The following is a 19,604-nucleotide window of genomic DNA, read 5'->3' on the forward strand; positions in this document are numbered from 1 at the left end:
ACTCTGAACGTCTTCAGCGAGATGGTTACACTTTAACAATCAATTGAATTAGGGGGTCAAAATTGGATGAAAAACTGACCCCTTTTATCCAATAGTACCAGGGTCAGTTTTGAGTGAAACTTTTATGAAAAAGGGGTCAATTTTCATTGACAATCAACAGCAGGATCGGGTCATGACCTGGAGCCTTGCCGCTGCTTGAAATAGGGGGGGATAAATTAGGATGCCTGATTTTAAAACCATGTATTTTCAGCTTGCGGCTAGAGTCGCAGATGCCCTGGATATCCTTTTAAAAGCACAGCGGGATGGAGAAGGGGAATTTATGGATGAAGAGCCGTCTCCGGGGCTCAAAGTCATTGCTATTAAAGATGAAAGCCGTGATTCTAAATAGGGAAATTCAAAGTCAAAGTCTACCAAGAGATATTGCGCTGATAACCCTTATGCTTAACACGGGCCTTCGAATTAGCGAAGTAGCTGCTTTAGATATCGAAGATCTCACCATAGGGGATCGTTCTGGAAGTCTCAAGGTAAGAATGGGGAAAGGGGGTAAATTCCGCACTGTACCCCTCAACAGTGATACTAGGAAGGCTCTTTGCGCTTATTTGAACGGTCGTACAAATGGACCAATATTTTTGAGTCAACGGGGGAAGGGAACTGGTCGTTTAACCTCCAGCGGAATTCGGCAGGTCATAGACCAGGTACGCATATCTAGGCAAACTGCCAGATTTACATCCTCACACCCTGCGGATACGTTTGCTCAGAACCTCATTAAAGCTGATGAAGGGCTGGAAATGGTAGCAGAAGTCTTGGGACACAAGAGTTTAAATACTACAAATATATACACTCAGCCGTCTGAGCAGGATAAAGCGAATGCCGTAGAAAAATTGTCGCTGAGTCATTGACACAAGAAGCCTTATTCCAGAAAGAAATATGATATGGAGAGGGCTGGACTGAAATAAGAATTGAGGGGAAAGTTAATTAATGCTTACTAGTGGGATAAATAGGAAGAAGACGCGGATAAACATCCGCGTCTTCTTCACTCTAATCTTGTACTTGTATTGGATAGCTAAAAGGGGTTTTCACTTCCCAAACCCCTTTGAACCTTAATTGGAAAATCTTTTCGTTTATCAATATAGCCAATGATATTTGCGGCAAGAGTTTTTGCACGGGTTAGCTCAGAGATCATTGAATCAGCCGCCTCTGCCGGAACGGCCATGAGTAAGCCTCCGGAGGTTTGGGCATCAAATAGAACCATTTGTTCAAAAAACGTTATTTTTTCTTCCCATTGAACTTGATCCCCTAAAAAGCGAGCATTAGAATGAGTCCCCCCGGAAATTCCGCCATATTTAAGTACATCCCAAACCTGGGGTAAAATCGGCAGCTTGTCATAGTCAAGGTGTGCAGATAAATCCGGATTTAACATTTCTCTGAGATGGCCCAGTAAACCAAATCCTGAAACGTCCGTGCAGGCATGAACAGGAAAGGCCTGCATAACTTGGGCGGCTTTGAGGTTAAGTTCCAGCATAACGGAAGTAAGAGCTGCTTCTACCTCATCCCCCACGATCCCGGCATCAATCCCTGAGGCAAGAATTCCGGTGCCCAGAGGTTTGGTCAAGATTAAGGCATCCCCGGCAAGGGCACCGTTTTTGCGGATTAATTTATGCGGATCAACCAGTCCTGTTACGGAAAGACCATATTTTGGAGAAGCATCATCCACAGAATGGCCGCCGACAATGGTGAATCCGGCTTCCCCGGCCTTCGCAGCACCACCGGCCAAAATGGCACCTAAGGTTTCCATCGGCATGGTCCTAATGGGAAAGCTGACGATATTCAGAGCAAATATCGGCCGGGCCCCCATGGCGTAAATATCACTGATGGCATTGGCAGCCGCTATTGCTCCGAAAGAATACGGATCATCAACCACCGGGGTAATGAAGTCCAGAGTTTGTACGATGGCTAAATTATCATTGACACTATAGGTAGCCGCATCATCATCCAGACCGGACAGCAAACCTGGAACGTTCTGTTTGGGCAAATAAGATAAAAGAATGCTTAGGTCCTCCGGACCTATTTTACAAGCTCAGCCAGATCCGGGAGAATAATTGGTTAGCCGGATTGAACGATTAAGATCTGTCAATTGCCTTGCCTCCTTATCTATTTTAGCGTATCATAATTTTATGTATGCTTGAAATGCAGCGAAATCAGAAAGCCTATGCGGGAGGAGTATAGCGTGGACATTCAGCATTTAAGAGCCTTTTATGAAGTTGCGCGCTGGAAAAGTTTTTCTAAAGCTGCCGCAGCCTTATATTTAAGCCAACCTGCGGTTTCCCGGCAGATATCGTCCTTGGAAACAGAAATCGGCTTACCGCTGTTTGTCCGGATGGCGAATCATGTCTCCCTTACCGAACCTGGGCGGAAGCTCTTAGCCTATGCCGAAGAGATTATCAGAACCTTAGAGCAGGCCAACCGGACCATTCAAGACCTGCGGGATTTGCGTCAGGGAACGGTTACAGTAGCCGCGGACCGATATTTGAGCAACTACTTCTTACCTCGTTTTGCGGGGGAATTTCACCGTCGCTATCCGAGCCTGCAGCTTCAGATTCGTTCTCATCCTCATGGCGATTTATATAATCTTCTGGCCGGAGGAGAGATCGACCTCGCCTTCTTCTGCGGGGCAGAACCGGCAGATAATTTACCCCTTACCCTTGAACCGCTGTACCAAGAAAGACTTTTCTTGGTCACTCCGGCGAAACCCGGCTCCAGAGCCGCCTTGAAAACCACAGGCCTGGCCAATCTCACGACAGCGTGGAATTCACAGGAGAACCCGGCAAGGAATGGTTTTCCCGATAACGCCAGAATTGCCGAAGTTATGGCTGAATATTCTCCCTTTCTTTTTCCTCCCTTAGCTGACTTGTTTTCTAAGTATAAAGAGTTTCTTCCTGAGGAGCAATCTCCTGCCGATGCAGCCGTAACCGTTGACTCTTTAGAAGGAATTAAAACCTTCCTGCTTAACGGTTTTGGCAGCAGTATTTTACCGGAAAGCTTAATCAAGGAAGAACTTGAGCTGGGGGCTTTGTCAGGGGTCCCTCTACATTGCACTTACCCAGTCATTTTAACATATCCTAAAGATTTTCGCTTACCTAATCCGGCCCTTTTATTTATTGGAGTTATTCATAAATTAATCAATACATGATGCCCGGGTAAAACCGGCAGAGAACAAAAGGCTCACTGCAAAATGTCTGTGAGTCTTTTTGTTTTATAATTCTTTAATTTGTATTATTCATCTAGATATGTCGAAAATGCATAATATCTATGATAACAATGCATAACCATTATAGCATCGCCTGTGGTAACATAGCATAAACAACATAGACACCGACAATTAAACAAAGTAAAAATGTAAAACAAACAAATAACACAAAACTGGAGGGAAGTTTATGCCAAAAGTCGGAATCATCCGTTGTCAGCAGACTGAGGATTTATGTCCGGGAAACACAGATTTTAAAGTTGCCAGTGAAGGTAAACTGGCATTCGCCGAAACAGGCCCTGTTGAAGTCATCGGTTTTGTATCTTGTGGCGGATGCCCTGGCAAGAAAGCCGTTGCCAGAGCTAAACTAATGATTGAGAGAGGTGCGGAAATTATTACCTTTGCTTCTTGTATGAGCAAAGGTAACCCAATCGGTTTCCCATGTCCCCATTTTGAAAGCATCAAAAGTGCTGTCGAAAAAAAAGTCGGTCCGGAAGTACCCTTAATTACTTGGACACACTAATTGAATGAGCTTAGGGAGGAAGTATTTTGAAGTTCTCACCATTTAATTTCCAGGTGCCTTTAGGTGCCGGGGGTATCACACTCATGGCCTTCAGTTATCTGCAGTTTGCAGTGCCTCATGGAGCAGGATCAATTAAGTTATCGGATATCCCCTGGGCAAGTTTGACAACACTGCAAACCCGCTTGTATGTTTCTTTAATCGGGATTATGCTGATTTTTACCATTATCAACTTACTTTCAATTGTTGTTTTTTCCAAAGACCTTATTCAATGGCTTGCGGCTAAGGAAGGTTACAAAGAGTTTATGAGTGGCCCCCCTTCAAGAAATACAGGCATTTGTGTCCCCATCGCCTCCCTGTCTATGACTATGAATGTGATTTTAGCTCCCTTAGCATTTTTTATTCCGCAACTACATGCCAATATCCAAGGAATGATGTTGCCTGGCTTGATCATGTTTGGATTTCTGTTGTTAATGCTGCTCAAACTGGAATTTACAATGCTTAAAAGCTGGTTAAGCCAGCCGTTGGATGTGACAAAGTTAAATTTCGTCTGGCTGCTTGACGTTTTTGCCTTTGGGTTAGTCAATTTAACCGGGGCAGGAATAGCCTCCATGGCCGGTAACAGAGTGATTGCTTCCATCGCAGCTGTTGCAACTCTGTTTGCTTTGAGTATGGGTTCTTTCTTACTTGTTATTAAACTTGTTTATTTGATTTACCAACAACTAAAATCCGCCAATTTGCCGGATAATCAAATACAACCCGCGTTTTTTTTGATCGTACCCATTACTTGTTTGTATGCGATAAGTTATTATAAAATCATGCTCTACTTGCAGACCTGGTTTTCCTTTGATATTCAATTAGCATCCTTCTTCTTTGTCACATTTTCTTACCTCATAGCAATTGGTTGGGTTATAGTTACAGTATATTTAATGACTGATTACTTCAAAAATTATTTTCTTAAAAGTGACTATTTCCCGACTCAGTGGGCTATGGTTTGAGCGTTAGTTGGCTCCCAAGTTTTGGGGGTTTACACCTTCGGAAATTATTATCCGAGTTCTATGCTTTCCATTGTGAATTATTTAAGTATCCTGTTAGCTTCAATAATTTATTTCATCGTATTTGCTAAGTTTTATCGAGCGAATAGAGTCAAGAAGGCGTGATAGGAATGGCTACCGCTGAAATAACTCTGGTTTTGGAAGAATCGGACAATATTGCTTTGCAACAAGTCCTAGGAGAGTTAGAAGGGATTTTGTTTTATAAGCTAAAGCATCGGGAAGCTTTTGTTCGTTATGACTCCCAAAAAATATCCTATGATCAAATTCTAGAAAGTGTTCTGCAAGCTAGTTACAGAATTAGCAGGTTCTATGTTACGGAGATGGACAGTCAGTAAAAGAAAAATCGAGCCAGCAGACTTTTGAGATAAAGTTCTGCTGGCTCTTGGTTTAAGCATATGAAAGATATTCAATTATTGTCATATTTTGAGCTGTTGTTGTTCGTTGAAGAAGGTTTTATAACCTAATTGTACAAAAAGAATGACTGTTAGTGTCACACTTCCGAGTATACCAAGCATAACCGCAATTTGATATTCTATCGCTGTTATGGGTGAAATGCCGGATAATATTTGACCGGTCATCATACCTGGTAAGAAGACAATTCCCATACCCACCATGGAATTAATGGTAGGCAGGATTGCCGAGTCAAAAGCATCATCAACGATTTGTTTCGCAGCCGTTCTTGGCGTAGCCCCAAGCATTAAGGCACCTTCCACTAAATATTTTTGTTTCTGCATTCCATCAACCAAGCGATTAACTCCTAAGGAAATACCTGTCATAGAGTTGCCTATAAGCATTCCGGCAATAGGGATGAAGTATTGCGGGTCATACCAAGGGGATATCTGGATTACTACAAGCAAAAAAAACAGCAGGCAGGACACTGTGCCAATAATCATGGAAAAGGCTATGATTTGCTTAAGTTTTGGTGAAATTGCGGTTTTCGTTCTCTTGATAATGTTGTAGACAGAAAAAATCTCCATGATCATTAAGATAAGGATAGTGTACAGTGGGGAAGGAGCGTCGAAAAGGTAGACCAAGATATACCCGGTAAGAATAAGCTGTATTGTCATTCTTACGGAAGCTATTAGAATTTCCTTTTCTCTGGGAATTCCCTTCAATTTGGTGATTAGCATTAATACTAACACAAAGACATAGGCTGCAATCATCTGCCATAATTGCAGGTCGATGACACTGATCATACTTGATCCTCCGTATAGTTAACAACTTTACCTTGATTAATTTCGATGATGTTATCGGAATAATCTTTGGCGACTTTTTTGGAATGAGTAACCATGATCAACGTTTTATTAGTATCCTTTGTATAAGCAACTAACATTTCAACGATAATTCGCTCTGTCTCTTCATCCAGGGCAGAAGAAGGCTCATCTAGTAAAAATACTTCCGGGTCAAGTAAGATCACTCGAGCTAAAGCCAGCCGTTGTTTTTCACCACCGGACAGTTTATCGCTGTCTTCGTAAAGTTCCTTGCTTAAACTTACCATTCTTAAGATTTGCCGAAGTTTTTCCTCATCAACCAAGGGCTTTTCGGCGAATTTCAACCCTATTAGAAGGTTATCCTTAACGGTTCCGGGGAAGATTACCGGTTGTTGGGGAAGCATAACGATGGTCCGCCTCAACTCGACTGAGTTAATAGTGGACAAAGGGCGGTCATTGAAAGAGATTTCACCGCTGTCACAACTTATTAGATTATTTAATAGCCGCAAAAGAGTAGATTTACCGCTGCCACTTTCTCCAACGATACACGTGACTTTATTACTGGGAATTTTCAGATGTTTTATATCTAAAATATTGTTAAATCGAACATTATTTAAACTGAACAATAAAACACCTCCCATTGGCGTAAGGTTTTCTCTTATGTCTTCTCAATTCTTTGTATGATAAATAATTCGAGTCTCCCAACTCACTCCGTAAGAATAATTACAAATTCCTGTTCATAACGATGGCTTCATAAACCTTGTCGGAAAACTCTTCAAGCCTTTTATGACATTCCTCTAAGGTTTCGTTTACCTTATCTGACATGGAAGCTTGAAAGAAATCTCTTTTCTTTACTTTTTCATACCAGTTTTTCAACTTATCAAGTTCTTCTTCTATTTCTTCCAGTTCTTCCGAAGTAAAATTGTGTTTTTCAGTTTCTTTTTTTATTTCTGCAAAAAATTTGCCGCATTGTTCCAAGATTTCTTTGTATTCAAGGTTTCTTGTATGCTTAAATTCTTCAATGATAACGTTCTCCTTTTCACTGTCAAAAAACGAAGAGATTAAAATGGTAGGATCTCCGTTTAATTCCTTAATCTTATCATTTAAATTCTTGAAACTTACCATGTTTTCTTTGGAGTAGGGAAGAATGACCCCACCGTCCTGCATATAGAGTGCACCTAATTTTTTAATCTGCCGCCAGATATATACTCTGCTGGTACTTGAGTTCGATGGAATTTTATAGAATAAAACAAGCCATTTATTGGTTAGTTCCATTGTCTTACCTCTTTCATTGTCCGAACTTGAGAAAGTATTAGTTGTAGATAAGGTTGCAACTCAAAGTAAATGATTATTAGACTGTTAATAAAACACCTATTTTATTCAAAATGTAACACTCGTTTCGTGTTTAGTCAAGTGGCGAAATGCAAAAAAGGATATCTGATGCCTTTGCTTATCCTCAATTTTTTGAAAATGAGATCAGGAATTAGCATATAAGGGGGTAACTGGATGGAATGAGAGGGGGGCTGTAGATGACAGTTGAACTCAAGGAAAAAGCCAGAAATATTCTCGGAGTGCCCGATGAAGCTGATATAAACATGATCAGGCATCTACCGGGAATTGGCTAAAAAATACCACCCTGACAGTAACTTGGATGATAAAAACTTAGAAGAGAAATTTGTATTAATGTAATCCAACATAGTAACTTTTTCATTAGAGTAGGGAAAACCCTACTCTTTGTTTATTTGTAGTGGTTTTCCCCATTGTGAGAAGTTTATCAATATAGATAAAATAAAGACGTTCTATTAATAAATTTAATGTTTCTTTTAACGGGCTTAAAGGAGTTGAGTTAATGAAGAAAGCCCTGTTGATTCTGGTGCTGCTACTAATCCCACTGTCATTGTTTAGGTTATTAGCTGGGTTAAATCTGGATGAGAACAGCATGAAGGTGGTGGAGGAAAGGAAACAGTCGCGAGAGATCGAGGAAAGGGAACAAGAATTAATTAGTAAGTTCCAAGCTGCTACGATTCCCGAATCGTTTAATGGTTCCGAGGTTTGGGTAGTAGGTCAGTCGCCGCAAGATTTTCAGAAGGACATCCAAAGATCTACAAGCACAGCCATTCAGGTTCCTCAGCCTTTAGCAACGGGTAATCGTGTCGTTTTAAAAATGACCAAAGAAAATGTTACCTTACAGCAAAAGGCCTTAAATAAGGCAGGATTTTGTAACGGAAACTATAACGGAAACTATAACGGAAACTATAACGGAAACTATAACGGCATCTTTGACGAAAAACTTTTGGGAGTTCTGAAAGACTTTCAAAGGTATGTAGGTCTTGAACCCGACGGAATTGTGGATGGTGCAGTGATAAAGTATCTCGATGTTTATTCCTCAGGGTGTGAATCGGCATATGCCTTGAAAATTAATTTGTCGAACAATTAAGGAGGTGTACGGGATGAATCAATCCAGAAGATCATTTTTAAAGGGGCTTAATTAAATTTGCTATGGAAAACGGCTATATTTGATCAAGTATGGGAATCGGCTAACACCTGGTAGGGGGGCGAGCTTATTCCCTTTTATTATCTCACTACTTAGTTAATTATGAGGGGGTTCCCTTTATGATAGGGGTTTTCCCTTATTTACAAACTTGAAGTTTAAGACAATAATGATCATACCATCTCCAATGTTCAGAGTGCAGATATCCGGTTTGCCCATTAGGGAAGGCCTAGAGAAGGAGCGTTTGATACAAGTATCTTCTTACGTTCAATATGAAAGGAAGCGATGAGTATGTTAACAACGTTTGGAATTCTCACACCAACGACTGCCGTGGTATTGCTAGTTGTTGCGGTCATTATCTTTGGACCCGGAAAATTACCGGATTTAGGTAAGTCCTTAGGCCGGGGGATTAAGGAGTTTAGATCAGCGACTACTGATTTAGAGAATGTTGAAAGTACCAAGGATTTAAAAAAAGGTTAGGATAATTGTTCAGATGAACCTCTGGACGCAGTCCAAAAACTGACATTTGATAGTATCAATATAACTCAATTATAATAAAACAACATTGTGACCATAAAAATGGACCCAAGAATGTTGTTATAAATATATTATTATCGTTGAGGTGGATTAGATGAGCAGAACAATTCGATGGGTCTTAACTTTATTCACTATTATCGGTATTGCTTTATCATTAATCGGATGTAGTAAAACTGAGCCGGTTAAATATGTGACGCTTTCTAATTTAGAACCGGTTTCGTCTCCGGAACAAGGGTCCAAAGAGACTCTCCGAGTTGCATTAGCCGTTGGTTTATCTCCCACGCAGAGTATAGCCAAATATCAGACTCTTACCAATTATCTATCAGAAAAGTTAAATCGACCCGTCGAATTGGTTCAAAAGAAAACCTATAAAGAAGTCGATGACTTGATCGAAGAAGGAAACGTAGATATTGCTTTTGTCTGCTCATCATCTTATGTAATTGGTCATGAGAAATTCGGCGAGCGTCTGATAGCTGTACCGATTACGAATGGATCACCGTATTATCAATCGGTGATCATCGCAAATGCTAATACAGATATACGGAATTGGTCACAACTGCAAGGCCGCAGCTTTGCTTTTGTCGATCCTCAGTCCACATCAGGAGCCTTATATGCCATGAGTCAAGTGAAAGAACGCGGTGGTCTGAATTATTTCAAAAGTTATATCTACACCTATGGTCACGGCAATTCCATCGCGGCGGTTCGCGATCATCTGGTAGACGCAGCAGCAGTGGATAATTATACGTTAGCCTCTGCTTTAGCAAGTTCACCACAGTTGACTAATACGATCCGAATTATTGATAATTCACCTGAATATGCCAATAATCCTGTTGTGGCGAGCCCCAGACTGGATGAACAAACTTATTTAGCCGTTCAGGCTGCTCTAATTAATATGGATCAGGATTCTTCAGGGCAGGATGCCTTGAAAATGGCTGGATATGAGCGGTTTGATTTGTTGGAAGATAACTTTTATGGTTCAGTAAGGCACCTGCTTGAGCTGATTAAGGAGTGAGGCTATGAGCTTAGTCCTGCAAAAAGCGTTAAGCCGTTTGTTAGGCGTTACATTGAGATCTAAAATTATGGGGCTTGTCATAAGCCTGCTCCTGATTTTAGCAGCGGCTGCCATATTCCAAACCGAACGCAGTATCAATCCTTTCTTGAATCAGCAGTTGGATATTCAGGGGATTTCAACAGGCAAGTATATTGCTGATCGCAGCCCGGAATATATTTATCGCTGGGATTTATTTAAACTTTATGCCTTGGTGCGTGATGCTCGAAACAGCAATGAAAACATTCGCTATATTTTTATTGTCGACCCCGAAGATAAGGTGCTAGTGAATACATTTGGGAATGGTTTACCAAGTGGGTTGTTAAAAGCCAACCAAGTCGGAGCTAGTGAAATGGATCATGTCAGTGTGATCGACACTGAAGAAGGGTTAATTCGCGATATCGCTCTACCCATATCCGGAGGAAAGTTAGGAACCGTTCGCATTGGAATGTCCGTGAAGGGAATAACTAAAGCCAGATCCAATCTATTAACGGGCATAATTATTGTGACGTTATCTGTATTACTGGTGGGTATCTATTTTGCTTACCTGCTCTCGCATATTCTGGCAAAGCCCTATCGGAGAATGATGGAAGCCACCAAAATCATTGCAGAGGGTGATTTGAGCTATCGCTTGCCCGAGTCGGGCATTCAGGACGAAGGCGGGCAGCTAACTCAAGCGTTTAATGGGATGATTGAAACTATGGAAATTTCAGATCACAAGATCAAAGAGCTCAGCATCATGCGCCGAGGTTTGGCCCAGAAGGTTATGGGTTTACAAGAAGAGGAACGAATTCACTTGGCGCGAGAACTGCACGATGAGACGAGCCAGTCGTTAGCTTCTCTTCGTCTCGGTTTAAAATATGCGGAAGAAGCACACAATCTTGAAGAGGTTAAAAATCGATTAACTGAGGTTAGGAAGTTCCTAGACGAGACATTTAGTGGGATACGCCGACTTGTGACTGAACTTCGACCCTGTGTTCTTGAAGAAGGAGAACTTGGTCAGGCAATCAAACGATATGCTCAAGAATACAAAAAACGGTTTGAAATTGAAGTGGACATCACAATAGCCGACATTCCCAACGGACTCTCTAAGGATGTGGCTAGCTCCCTTTACCGGATTGTACAGGAGGTTCTCACTAATGTAGCCCGTCACGCCCAAGCTAGTCAAGTAAGTATTGTTCTAATGTTAAATTCTCATCTGGGAGATATTAATCTTACGATAGAGGATAATGGAATTGGATTTAATGTACCGGAAGTGATGGCAAATAGAGTAAAGAATCGAAAATTTGGTTTGTTTGGCATCCAGGAGAGAGTAATAGCTTTTGGCGGAACGTCACAGATTGAGTCCTCACCAGGTCAAGGAACGACCATTTACGTTAAAGTCCCGGGGAGTGCGAATGTATGGAGAAAATAACGGTCATGCTCGTTGATGATCATCAGGTCATGAGGAAAGGATTACGTTTGGTGCTGGAGGACAAGGGAGACATTGAAGTGATCGCTGAAGCATCCACCGGCGAAGAGGCGATTGATTTAATGGACCGGATTTCAATGGATGTAGTAATCATGGATCTTAGTTTACCAGGACTAAATGGGATCGAGGCTATTAAGAAGATCAAAGAGCTTAAGCCCGAGCAGCGTGTCCTTGCTTTAACAATGCATGAGGATTCTGTATTTTTAGAGAAGGTGTTATCTGCTGGAGGAAATGGCTTTGTCTTAAAACGTGTGGCAGATGTAGAACTCATAACAGCCATTAAAGCTGTTAATCGAGGAGAAGTGTATGTTGATACCAGCTTTCAACGCTATCTTATAACTCGGGCTATGAAGCCCGAAGGACAAGGGAAAAGCCGAGGATCTGTTGATCTAACTCCAAGAGAAAAAGAAATTTTGCAGCATGTTGCTTTGGGATATTCAAATCAAGAAATTGCGGAAAAACTGATCATTAGTGTTAAAACAGTTGAAAATCACAAGACCAGAATTAAAGATAAATTAGAAATAACCAGCCGATCGAAGCTGGTGCGTTATGCCATGGAACAAGGCTTGATATAGGGGAAATCCCCTATATCAAGCCTTAAAATTTGAAGAGAAATCTTCATGCGTCAAAAGTTTGTGAAGAATATAATTAAAATATGATTGTCATAATTAGCAGAAATATAGGAGGGACACGGCATGTCCGAAATTACCAAGGAGGAAGGAACCCAGAAAGTATCACGGCGTCAAATTATATCCGATCTCGCTAAAGCGACATTTGGGCTAGCAGCGGGAGTTGCTGTCGTATCAGCAACCAAAGTTCAAGCAGAACCTTCTGGTGCACCGCAGGAGCAACTGCCTCAGTCGCTTTCCAAGCAAATCCCTCAGGATCAGATGGTTTTACGGATGCAACGGGAACTTTATACAGCAATGCAAAAGCCAGTTGACCAAAGACAGTGGGCTATGGTTATTGATCAGCGCAAGTGTGTCGGTTGCTCATCATGTACCGTAGGGTGCAAGGCGGAAAACAAATTGCCACCCGGAGTCATTTATCGACCTGTAATAGAGGAAGAGTACGGAACATTTCCCAATGTTGCTCGCCGCTTTTTGCCGCGTCCCTGTATGCACTGTACTAATTCTCCATGTACCAAGGTTTGCCCTGTAGGAGCTACCTACAAACGGGAGGATGGAATTGTCAGTATTGATTACGATAAATGTATTGGTTGTCGTTACTGTATTTCAGCTTGTCCTTATGGAGCTAGAACCTTTGACTGGGGAGATTACTATACGGAGGGAACTCCTGAGCTCCAAAAATATGAATTGGAACCAGCTTTTGAGTACGGGGAAAAAAGAGCACGAACAAAAAACGAATCTCCCATTAATAACACTAGAAAGTGCCACTTTTGCTTACATCGTTTAAATGCTGGAATGCTTCCAATGTGTGTTACCACCTGTATCGGGCGTGCTACGTATTTCGGAGATAAAAGTAACCCAGAAAGTTTGGTGTCTGAACTGATCGGAAGTTCACGTGTGCTGCGGCTTAAGGAAGAGCTTGGTACAGAGCCAAACGTTTATTACTTGCTTTAGAGGAAAGGGGACACACCTCCTTATTAAGAACAATTATATGTCGCTCGGAGGAATGTCCCCAATAAAGAAGGAGGGTTAACATGCTGAAGCGTTTTTACTATAGTTTGCTGCTCCTATTGACAGGAGTAGGTTTCTGGGCTTTAGGTGTCCGTTTCATGGACGGAATGAATGTCACGAATTTAACGAGCTATTTTAGTTGGGGATTATGGGTCGTCTTCTATATTTTCTTTATTGGATTGTCTGCCGGTTCGTTTCTGTTATCGACGATGATTTATGTGTTTAAGATGCATGCCTTGGAAAAGGTCGGGCGTATCTCCCTCTTAAGCGCTCTAATTTCTCTGGTCGCCGGACTTATGTTTGTTCTTATCGATCTGGGTCACCCGGAGAGGTTTTGGCATACTTTGGTTTATCGTAATATGAGTTCTGTCTTAGAATGGGAAATTCACTTTTACCTGCTTTATATCTTACTTGTTCTAGGTGAACTGTGGTTGGTAATGCGGGATGATCTCTCAGCCATGGCGCTGAATCAAATAGGGATTCGCAGAATCCTTGGGAAAGTCCTTTCCTTAGGATATAGAACCTCGACAACATCGGAAGAGCGGAACCAACAAATCCATACTGCCGAGCGTTGGGTGAGAATCTTGGGCATGATTGGAGTTCCCATGGCCTTAGGCGTTCACGGGGGAACAGGCTCCATTTTTGCAGTACAGATTGCGAAACCCTTTTGGAACAATAGTATTGTACCGATCATTTTTATCGTCTCGGCTTTGGTTTCCGGATCTGCTCTTGTGACATTTCTCTATGCCTTCTTTGGCAAGAAAGACTCGGATAAACCCAACGTTCTTGCGTCCTTGACGAACCTACTCATTCTCTTTATTGGAGTTGACCTAATTTTAGTTTTAGCGGAATTCCTCGTTGGACTCTATAGCGGGATTCCGGAAGATATGCATTCTCTAAAAGCTGTGGTCGCCGGACAATACGGACTCATTTTCTGGCTCGGTCAAATCGGTATGGCTGCTATCTTGCCGATCCTCTTGATTCGTTTATCTCGTAAAAATGGTTCAGAGGTTATGAAGGGATTGGCCGGTTTGTCTACCGTGATTGGAATTATTGCTGTGCGCATCAATCTCGTCCTCCCGGCCTACGTTTCACCCCAAATTCCTGGTTTAGAAAATGCCTATGTGGATTCTCGTCTTGTTTATGATTACTTCCCGAGTTCCATTGAAATACTAAGCACACTCGGAATCATTGCCTTTGTGGTATTACTGTTTAGCATTGCCTGGGAATTGCTCCCGATTGTTAGCAACAATGATCCCAAAACTTCTGGAAGGAGGATTGAAAATTATGGAATCGACACCAAAGGGACAACTCACTCGGCGTGATTTTTTGAAGAGTACCGCATTTCTTGGAGGAACGGGACTTTTAGCGACTCAAGCGGGAATTTTCGGCAAGATCGGTAAAGCCAATGCTGCAACCGAGACAAACGGTGACGCTTATGAATTAGCAAAACCTGAAAATGTTCTTTATACGTGCTGTTTGCAGTGTACAGTTGCCTGTTCGATCAAAACGAAAGTATATGATGGGGTGTTGTCTAAGATTGACGGAAATCCCTATAGCCCAGCCAACATGGTTCCGAACCTCCCCTATAACTTGCCTCTGGAAGATGCTGTTAGAGTGGATGGAAAACTTTGCCCTAAAGGACAAGCTGGGATTCAGCATGTTTACGATCCCTATCGCTTGCGTAAAGTGCTTAAGCGAGCAGGTGCCCGGGGATCAGGAAAATGGAACGTGATTCCTTTTGAACAGGCCGTCGATGAAATCGTTAACGGTGGGCAATTGTTTAATGAGATTGGGGAAGATCGTCAGGTTCCCGGACTCAAGGATATTGCAGTTTTACGGGATGCCAAATTAGCGAAAGATATGGCTGCCGACATTGCCGACCTACGGAAAAAGAAAATTACAGTGGCACAATTCCAGGAAAAGTACAAAGATCACCTGGATGTGCTCATTGATCCGAACCATCCTGATTTAGGGCCTAAGAATAATCAGTTTCTCTTCCAAGTGGGCCGTATTCATAATGGTCGTATCGAATTTACGAAACGTTTTGTCAATAATGCTCTGGGTAGTGTGAACTGGATTGAAAAAACCTCACTTTGTGGACAGACCAGTAATAAGGCCTGGGTTCGCTCGACAATGAATTATACGGATGGAAAGTGGAGTGGTGGGGTCAAAGCACCACGTCCGGATTGGGCTAACATCGAGTTTGCGTTAGTACTCGGTACGATTGTATTTGAAGCGAACTACGGACCTGTGCAGGAAAGCGAACCCATTACAGAAGGATTGGCCAGTGGCCGCTTGAAACTTGCGGTAGCCGATCCGCGCTTGACCAAGGTCGCCAGCAAAGCTTGGAAATGGTTGCCTTTGAAACCTGGTACAGATGCAGCCTTGGGCCTGGGGATGATCCGCTGGATTTTAGAGAATAATCGCTATGATCAAAAGTATTTAGAAAACGCGAACTCTGCTGCCGCAAAAGCAGACAGTGAACCTTCTTGGAGTGATGCCAGTTATCTGGTCAAGGTGAAGGATGGTCGACCAGGTAAATACCTGCGTGCGGATGAAGTGGGGCTTGGGAATAAGGAGCAGTTCGTTGTGTACCGCAGTGGGAATTTTTTTGCGGTCGATCCTAATGATACGGAAAAGCCTATTGAAGGGGATATTCTTGTTGATACCGTGTTTAAGGAGATCCCGCTCAAAACCTCGTTACAACTCGTGAGAGAAGAGGCCTTTAAACAAACATTAGATCAGTATGCGGAAATAACCGGACTTAAAGTTCAGGATATCATCGATGTGGCTAGGGAGTTTACCTCCCATGGCAAAAAAGCAGCGGTTGAATTTTATCGCGGATCAGTCAAGCATACCAATGGCTGGTATAACGCCCAAGCCCTGATTGCCTTAAATTATCTTATTGGCAACCCGGATTGGAAGGGCGGCCTTGTTAAACCGGCGGGCGGATGGGATTATATCGGTTCTAAACCAAATAAGCCCTATGACATGAGCAAATTACATCCTGGCAAATTAAGCGCTTTTGGTGTGCCGATTACCAAGGAAACTTGGCAGTATGAAGAGTCCACCCTCTTTTCCGGCTATCCGGCTAAGAGACCTTGGTATCCTTTCAGTGGAAATGTCGCTCAGGAAACCTGGCCTTCGATTGCGGATGGTTACCCCTATCCCATCAAAGCCGTTCTGCTTTCCAGTCATACGCCTATGTATTCCGTTCCCGGGGGTACGCACCAGTTGCGGACTCTGCTCGATCCTCAAAAAGTTCCGCTTCTGATTGCCTGCGACATTGTAATCGGAGAAACCAGTATGTATGCCGATTATATTTTCCCGGATATAACCTATCTGGAGCGCTGGTCTGTCGGTCAAGGTCCACACCATGTTCGCGTCAAGTCGACGGCGGTACGCCAGCCCGTTATTCCGGCTTTAACTGAGACTGTAGAACTTGACGGGGAACAGCTGCCTATGTCCTTAGAAACGTTAATGATGGCAATTTCTAAGAAACTGAATCTTTCCGGCTTCGGTTCCAATGCTTTTGGCTCTGGAGTACCCCTGAAACGTCCCGAAGATTTTTATCTTAAACTGATGGCCAATGTAGCTTACGGAGATAAAGAGGGCGATGTGGTTCCTGAGGCTAATGACCAAGAACTGAATTTGTTTACGGAAAGCCGCAGGCATCTGTCTCCTGCCGTATTTAATCAACAGGCTTGGCAAAAAGCTGTAAAACCAGAAGACTGGCGAAAGGTCGTTACCGTCTTAAACCGGGGTGGACGTTTTGAAAGTGTCGATAAGGCCTATGTAGGGTCACAACAACGCTATATTTTAGGGGGTATAAAACGTTTCTATATTGAAGAAGTGGCGACCAGCCGGCATTCGATGAGTGGAAACTATTTCTCAGGCTATGGGATCTATCAGGAAATTCAAGATTCCATGGGGAAAAAGGTTGAAGTGGAAGGAGACCTTAAGCTTATCACTCATAAGGAAGTCTTTGTCACTCAATCCAGAACGATTAGTAACTATTGGTCTGAAATCAGTTTACAACCTGAAAACTATGTTCAGATCAGTAGACAAGATGCCCAGAGACTTGGCCTTAAAAATGGAGACATGGTACGGGTTAAATCACAGAGTAACCCAGAAGGGGTACAAGATTTGGGCAATGGTCAACAACGATTTGTTGAAGGAAAAGTCAAGACAATGGAAGGAATTCGCCCGGGAGTCGTTGCTGTGTCTACGGGGTATGGACACTGGGCTTTTGGATCAAGTGATGTTGTAGTCGACGGCGTGGTCATTAAAGGTGATTCGAGACGAGCCACAGGCATTCATGTGAATCCAATCTTCCGCCTAGATGATAATCTGCGCGGTACACCGTTGAGTGAACCTATTGGAGGAAGTGCATCCTTCTATGATACGTGGGTAACGTTACAAAAAGTGTAAGTTTTTTGATGATCACTTTAAAGCTGATCTGGTCTAACTTGACTAGGTCAGCTTTTTTTTGATTATTTGTTTAAGGGTCCCGCTCATGAATTGATCGTACACTGCCCTAATCAAAAACGAGGAGCGTGATTTTGCTCTCTCGTCATTTTTGATAACATCGATAGGCGGTATGATGTAAAATAATTCCTTGAGATACTTATGCTAGCAATGTTCCGGCCAAAGGAGGTTAGGGAATGGGGATGTCCTGCCTGATCGCAATCACAAAAACCCTCGGTCTGGACTGCGGAACGAAAAGCGCTGCGTTAATCAAGATGGCACCGCTCTTATAGCCCAATCGCAATAAGGTATAATGAAGTTTTAATCCCACCCAGGGAGCCTGCCAAGGACAAATCCTGACAAGGAAAACTTGCCCAAGACAAATGAGCGTAAGGCAAACCAGTCCCGGATATGTTTTTATGTTATTCAGTACAAAGTGCTTGCTTGTGAAATTTTCCTTCTAGACGGCAGCTTTCTTAGAGCAAATATCATTTGCCCAAACAGGGCGGAACATATCTTTTAAACCATAAGCAACTAAGCCGCTTCCTGCAAAAAACTCATGCATTGTCCATGGAGCAGACGCCAAACTGACTTTATGATCTTTTTTCCCTGAGTGCACAACGTCTACCTCCGTTCATTTGAAGTAAAATAATTATCATAACCAACCAAAGTGATTTAATTTTCACAAAGGCTGGGGATGTCAATTTGTTAACCATATAGTATTAAACATATGTTCTTGGTACAATATTTTTTCTTGCTAATTTTGTTTGTTTTTTCATAAAGATCCGAAGCGGATACCACGGTTTTTTCCCGCTACCCTTCTCCCATACCTTGCAATCCCCGTCAAAAAAGCTATAATTAGAAATAGGTGGAAATTGAAAAGTCGCCGTGACCTGAAAGTGTTACCAGCACTTCCAGGCACGAGCAGGTGGTATGAGCACCTACACGTAACAGACTGTCCACGACGACATTTTTATTATACAATGCTGCCCGTTTATGCACAAGCAAGGTGCTTGTGCTGCAGGTGAAGCGAGTGTAATGGGACGTCGGCAGGGAGCAGACTGTGCGGCTTCACGCAGCAGGAGATTCAGCCTATTCCTTACCCAGGCAGCAAGGATTTGTTCGCGTATCGGTTATGCGGACTGCTTTTCTGTTCACAGTCGGTTTGCTTCCGGTTGATGGGGGTTGGGTGTTTAGGATTCAGCAAATAACGAAGCTTAGCGCATGTGTAGGGTGAAAAAAACCTCGCATGCGCTTTTTAATTTCCCCTATAAAAGCAAGACGGCAGGATCGGGTCATGACCTGGAGCTTTGCCGCTGCTTGAAATAGGGGGGATAAATTAGGATGCCTGATTTTAAAACCATGTATTTTCAGCTTGCGGCTAGAGTCGCAGATGCCCTGGATATCCTTTTAAAAGCACAGCAGGAGGGAGAAGGGGAATTTATGGATGAGGAGCCGTCTCCTGGGCTCAAAGTCATTGCCATTAAAGATGAAGGCAGTGATTCTGAATAAGGAAATTCAAAGATATTGGAGGAGATTGCAATGCAAGACCCAGTGTTGAATCAAGCGATGGACGAATGGGAAAAGTCAAGCGATGATCCAAAGATACGCGAAGAATATTATGATAGACGCAAGGCGATCCTAGATGAAATGGCTGCGGTTAGAGAAGCTGAACTGAGGTTATGAGAGGCAATAAGGCAAAGTGAAAAAGATGGTAGAGAAGAAGGAAAAAAAGAAGGAAAAAAAGAAGGCAGAGAAGAGGTAAAAAAGAAAGTAACAAAAAGACTACTTGAGAAGGGTATGGATTTCAAGTCAATCTCCGACATTACAGGTATGTCCGAAGAGGAGATAAAGAATTTAAGATGACACCAATCCATAACAGTTTATACCGAAGAGCGCTCAATTAAGGGTGCTCTT

At 42.6% G+C, this 19,604-nt stretch carries 22 protein-coding genes; 17 read left to right on the plus strand and 5 right to left on the minus strand.

Annotated features, from left to right (window positions below; translation table 11 throughout):
- The first annotated feature begins 220 nt into the window (after positions 1–220).
- Positions 221–388, plus strand: coding sequence for a hypothetical protein (locus DP73_RS23260; protein WP_165574363.1), 168 nt, complete (start codon positions 221–223; stop codon positions 386–388).
- On the plus strand, positions 324–899 hold the full coding sequence (locus tag DP73_RS01225) for a tyrosine-type recombinase/integrase (protein WP_165574364.1): 576 nt from the start codon (positions 324–326) through the stop codon (positions 897–899). The genes DP73_RS23260 and DP73_RS01225 overlap by 65 nt, the downstream gene beginning before the upstream one ends.
- A 164-nt stretch (positions 900–1,063) precedes the next feature.
- Here DP73_RS01225 and selD read toward each other — a convergent pair whose 3' ends face one another.
- Positions 1,064–2,068, minus strand: coding sequence for a selenide, water dikinase SelD (gene selD, locus DP73_RS01230; RefSeq protein WP_282432643.1), 1,005 nt, complete (start codon positions 2,066–2,068; stop codon positions 1,064–1,066).
- 159 nt (positions 2,069–2,227) lie between these two features.
- On the opposite strand from selD, the gene DP73_RS21895 reads away from it, so the two are divergent.
- The 4 genes from DP73_RS21895 (at position 2,228) to DP73_RS01250 (ending at position 5,154) form a co-directional block, all read left to right on the plus strand.
- Positions 2,228–3,190, plus strand: a complete 963-nt coding sequence (locus DP73_RS21895) for a LysR family transcriptional regulator (protein ID WP_052090328.1) — start codon at positions 2,228–2,230, stop codon at positions 3,188–3,190.
- A gap of 244 nt (positions 3,191–3,434) precedes the next feature.
- A complete protein-coding gene (locus DP73_RS01240) occupies positions 3,435–3,767 on the plus strand; it encodes a CGGC domain-containing protein (protein WP_034596872.1) in 333 nt (110 codons plus the stop codon).
- 26 nt (positions 3,768–3,793) lie between these two features.
- Complete coding sequence (locus tag DP73_RS01245) at positions 3,794–4,762, plus strand: hypothetical protein (protein ID WP_034596874.1); 969 nt, start codon at positions 3,794–3,796, stop codon at positions 4,760–4,762.
- A gap of 167 nt (positions 4,763–4,929) precedes the next feature.
- Positions 4,930–5,154, plus strand: coding sequence for a hypothetical protein (locus DP73_RS01250; protein ID WP_034596875.1), 225 nt, complete (start codon positions 4,930–4,932; stop codon positions 5,152–5,154).
- A gap of 81 nt (positions 5,155–5,235) precedes the next feature.
- On the opposite strand, the gene fetB is transcribed toward DP73_RS01250, so the two are convergent.
- The 3 genes from fetB to DP73_RS01265 form a co-directional block, all read right to left on the minus strand.
- Positions 5,236–6,015: an iron export ABC transporter permease subunit FetB gene (gene fetB / locus DP73_RS01255; protein ID WP_034596877.1), complete on the minus strand. Its 780-nt coding sequence runs from the start codon at positions 6,013–6,015 to the stop codon at positions 5,236–5,238.
- Entirely contained in the window at positions 6,012–6,656 is a 645-nt protein-coding gene (locus DP73_RS01260; RefSeq protein ID WP_034596879.1) for an ABC transporter ATP-binding protein, read from the minus strand. The genes fetB and DP73_RS01260 overlap by 4 nt, the downstream gene beginning before the upstream one ends.
- Positions 6,657–6,753: 97 nt before the next feature.
- Positions 6,754–7,305, minus strand: coding sequence for a Chromate resistance protein ChrB (locus DP73_RS01265; RefSeq protein ID WP_034596881.1), 552 nt, complete (start codon positions 7,303–7,305; stop codon positions 6,754–6,756).
- 574 nt (positions 7,306–7,879) lie between these two features.
- Here DP73_RS01265 and DP73_RS01270 point away from each other — a divergent pair.
- The 8 genes from DP73_RS01270 (at position 7,880) to DP73_RS01305 (ending at position 17,651) form a co-directional block, all read left to right on the plus strand.
- The gene (locus DP73_RS01270; protein WP_034596883.1) at positions 7,880–8,467 is read left to right on the plus strand and encodes a peptidoglycan-binding domain-containing protein; all 588 of its coding nucleotides are present in this window, start codon (positions 7,880–7,882) and stop codon (positions 8,465–8,467) included.
- Positions 8,468–8,812: 345 nt separating this feature from the next.
- Complete coding sequence (tatA, locus tag DP73_RS01275; RefSeq protein ID WP_034596884.1) at positions 8,813–9,001, plus strand: twin-arginine translocase TatA/TatE family subunit; 189 nt, start codon at positions 8,813–8,815, stop codon at positions 8,999–9,001.
- Between the two features lie 151 nt (positions 9,002–9,152).
- A complete protein-coding gene (phnD, locus tag DP73_RS01280) occupies positions 9,153–10,070 on the plus strand; it encodes a phosphate/phosphite/phosphonate ABC transporter substrate-binding protein (protein WP_034596885.1) in 918 nt (305 codons plus the stop codon).
- A gap of 4 nt (positions 10,071–10,074) precedes the next feature.
- Positions 10,075–11,520, plus strand: coding sequence for an ATP-binding protein (locus DP73_RS01285; protein WP_034596886.1), 1,446 nt, complete (start codon positions 10,075–10,077; stop codon positions 11,518–11,520).
- Positions 11,508–12,152 carry a response regulator transcription factor gene (locus DP73_RS01290; protein WP_034596888.1) on the plus strand — a complete coding sequence of 215 codons (645 nt, stop codon included), beginning with the start codon at positions 11,508–11,510 and terminating at the stop codon, positions 12,150–12,152. Before DP73_RS01285 ends, DP73_RS01290 begins: the two co-directional genes overlap by 13 nt.
- Before the next feature lie 120 nt (positions 12,153–12,272).
- Positions 12,273–13,160, plus strand: coding sequence for a 4Fe-4S dicluster domain-containing protein (locus tag DP73_RS01295; RefSeq protein WP_034596890.1), 888 nt, complete (start codon positions 12,273–12,275; stop codon positions 13,158–13,160).
- 80 nt (positions 13,161–13,240) lie between these two features.
- Entirely contained in the window at positions 13,241–14,542 is a 1,302-nt protein-coding gene (gene nrfD, locus DP73_RS01300) for an NrfD/PsrC family molybdoenzyme membrane anchor subunit (RefSeq protein ID WP_052090329.1), read from the plus strand.
- A complete protein-coding gene (locus DP73_RS01305) occupies positions 14,505–17,651 on the plus strand; it encodes a molybdopterin dinucleotide binding domain-containing protein (protein ID WP_034596892.1) in 3,147 nt (1,048 codons plus the stop codon). The genes nrfD and DP73_RS01305 overlap by 38 nt, the downstream gene beginning before the upstream one ends.
- Before the next feature lie 496 nt (positions 17,652–18,147).
- Here DP73_RS01305 and DP73_RS23655 read toward each other — a convergent pair whose 3' ends face one another.
- Positions 18,148–18,306 (minus strand): hypothetical protein, encoded by a 159-nt coding sequence (locus DP73_RS23655; RefSeq protein ID WP_205623345.1) that lies wholly within the window; start codon positions 18,304–18,306, stop codon positions 18,148–18,150.
- A 377-nt stretch (positions 18,307–18,683) separates the two neighbouring features.
- On the opposite strand from DP73_RS23655, the gene DP73_RS23760 reads away from it, so the two are divergent.
- From DP73_RS23760 to DP73_RS23660, 3 genes are all read left to right on the plus strand, one after another.
- Entirely contained in the window at positions 18,684–18,866 is a 183-nt protein-coding gene (locus tag DP73_RS23760) for a hypothetical protein (RefSeq protein ID WP_242865662.1), read from the plus strand.
- Between the two features lie 165 nt (positions 18,867–19,031).
- A complete protein-coding gene (locus DP73_RS23265) occupies positions 19,032–19,199 on the plus strand; it encodes a hypothetical protein (protein ID WP_165574365.1) in 168 nt (55 codons plus the stop codon).
- A 30-nt stretch (positions 19,200–19,229) separates the two neighbouring features.
- A complete protein-coding gene (locus DP73_RS23660) occupies positions 19,230–19,373 on the plus strand; it encodes a hypothetical protein (protein WP_205623346.1) in 144 nt (47 codons plus the stop codon).
- The last annotated feature ends 231 nt before the right edge of the window (positions 19,374–19,604 follow it).

The organism is Desulfosporosinus sp. HMP52, from assembly GCF_000765145.1.
Classification (GTDB): domain Bacteria; phylum Bacillota; class Desulfitobacteriia; order Desulfitobacteriales; family Desulfitobacteriaceae; genus Desulfosporosinus.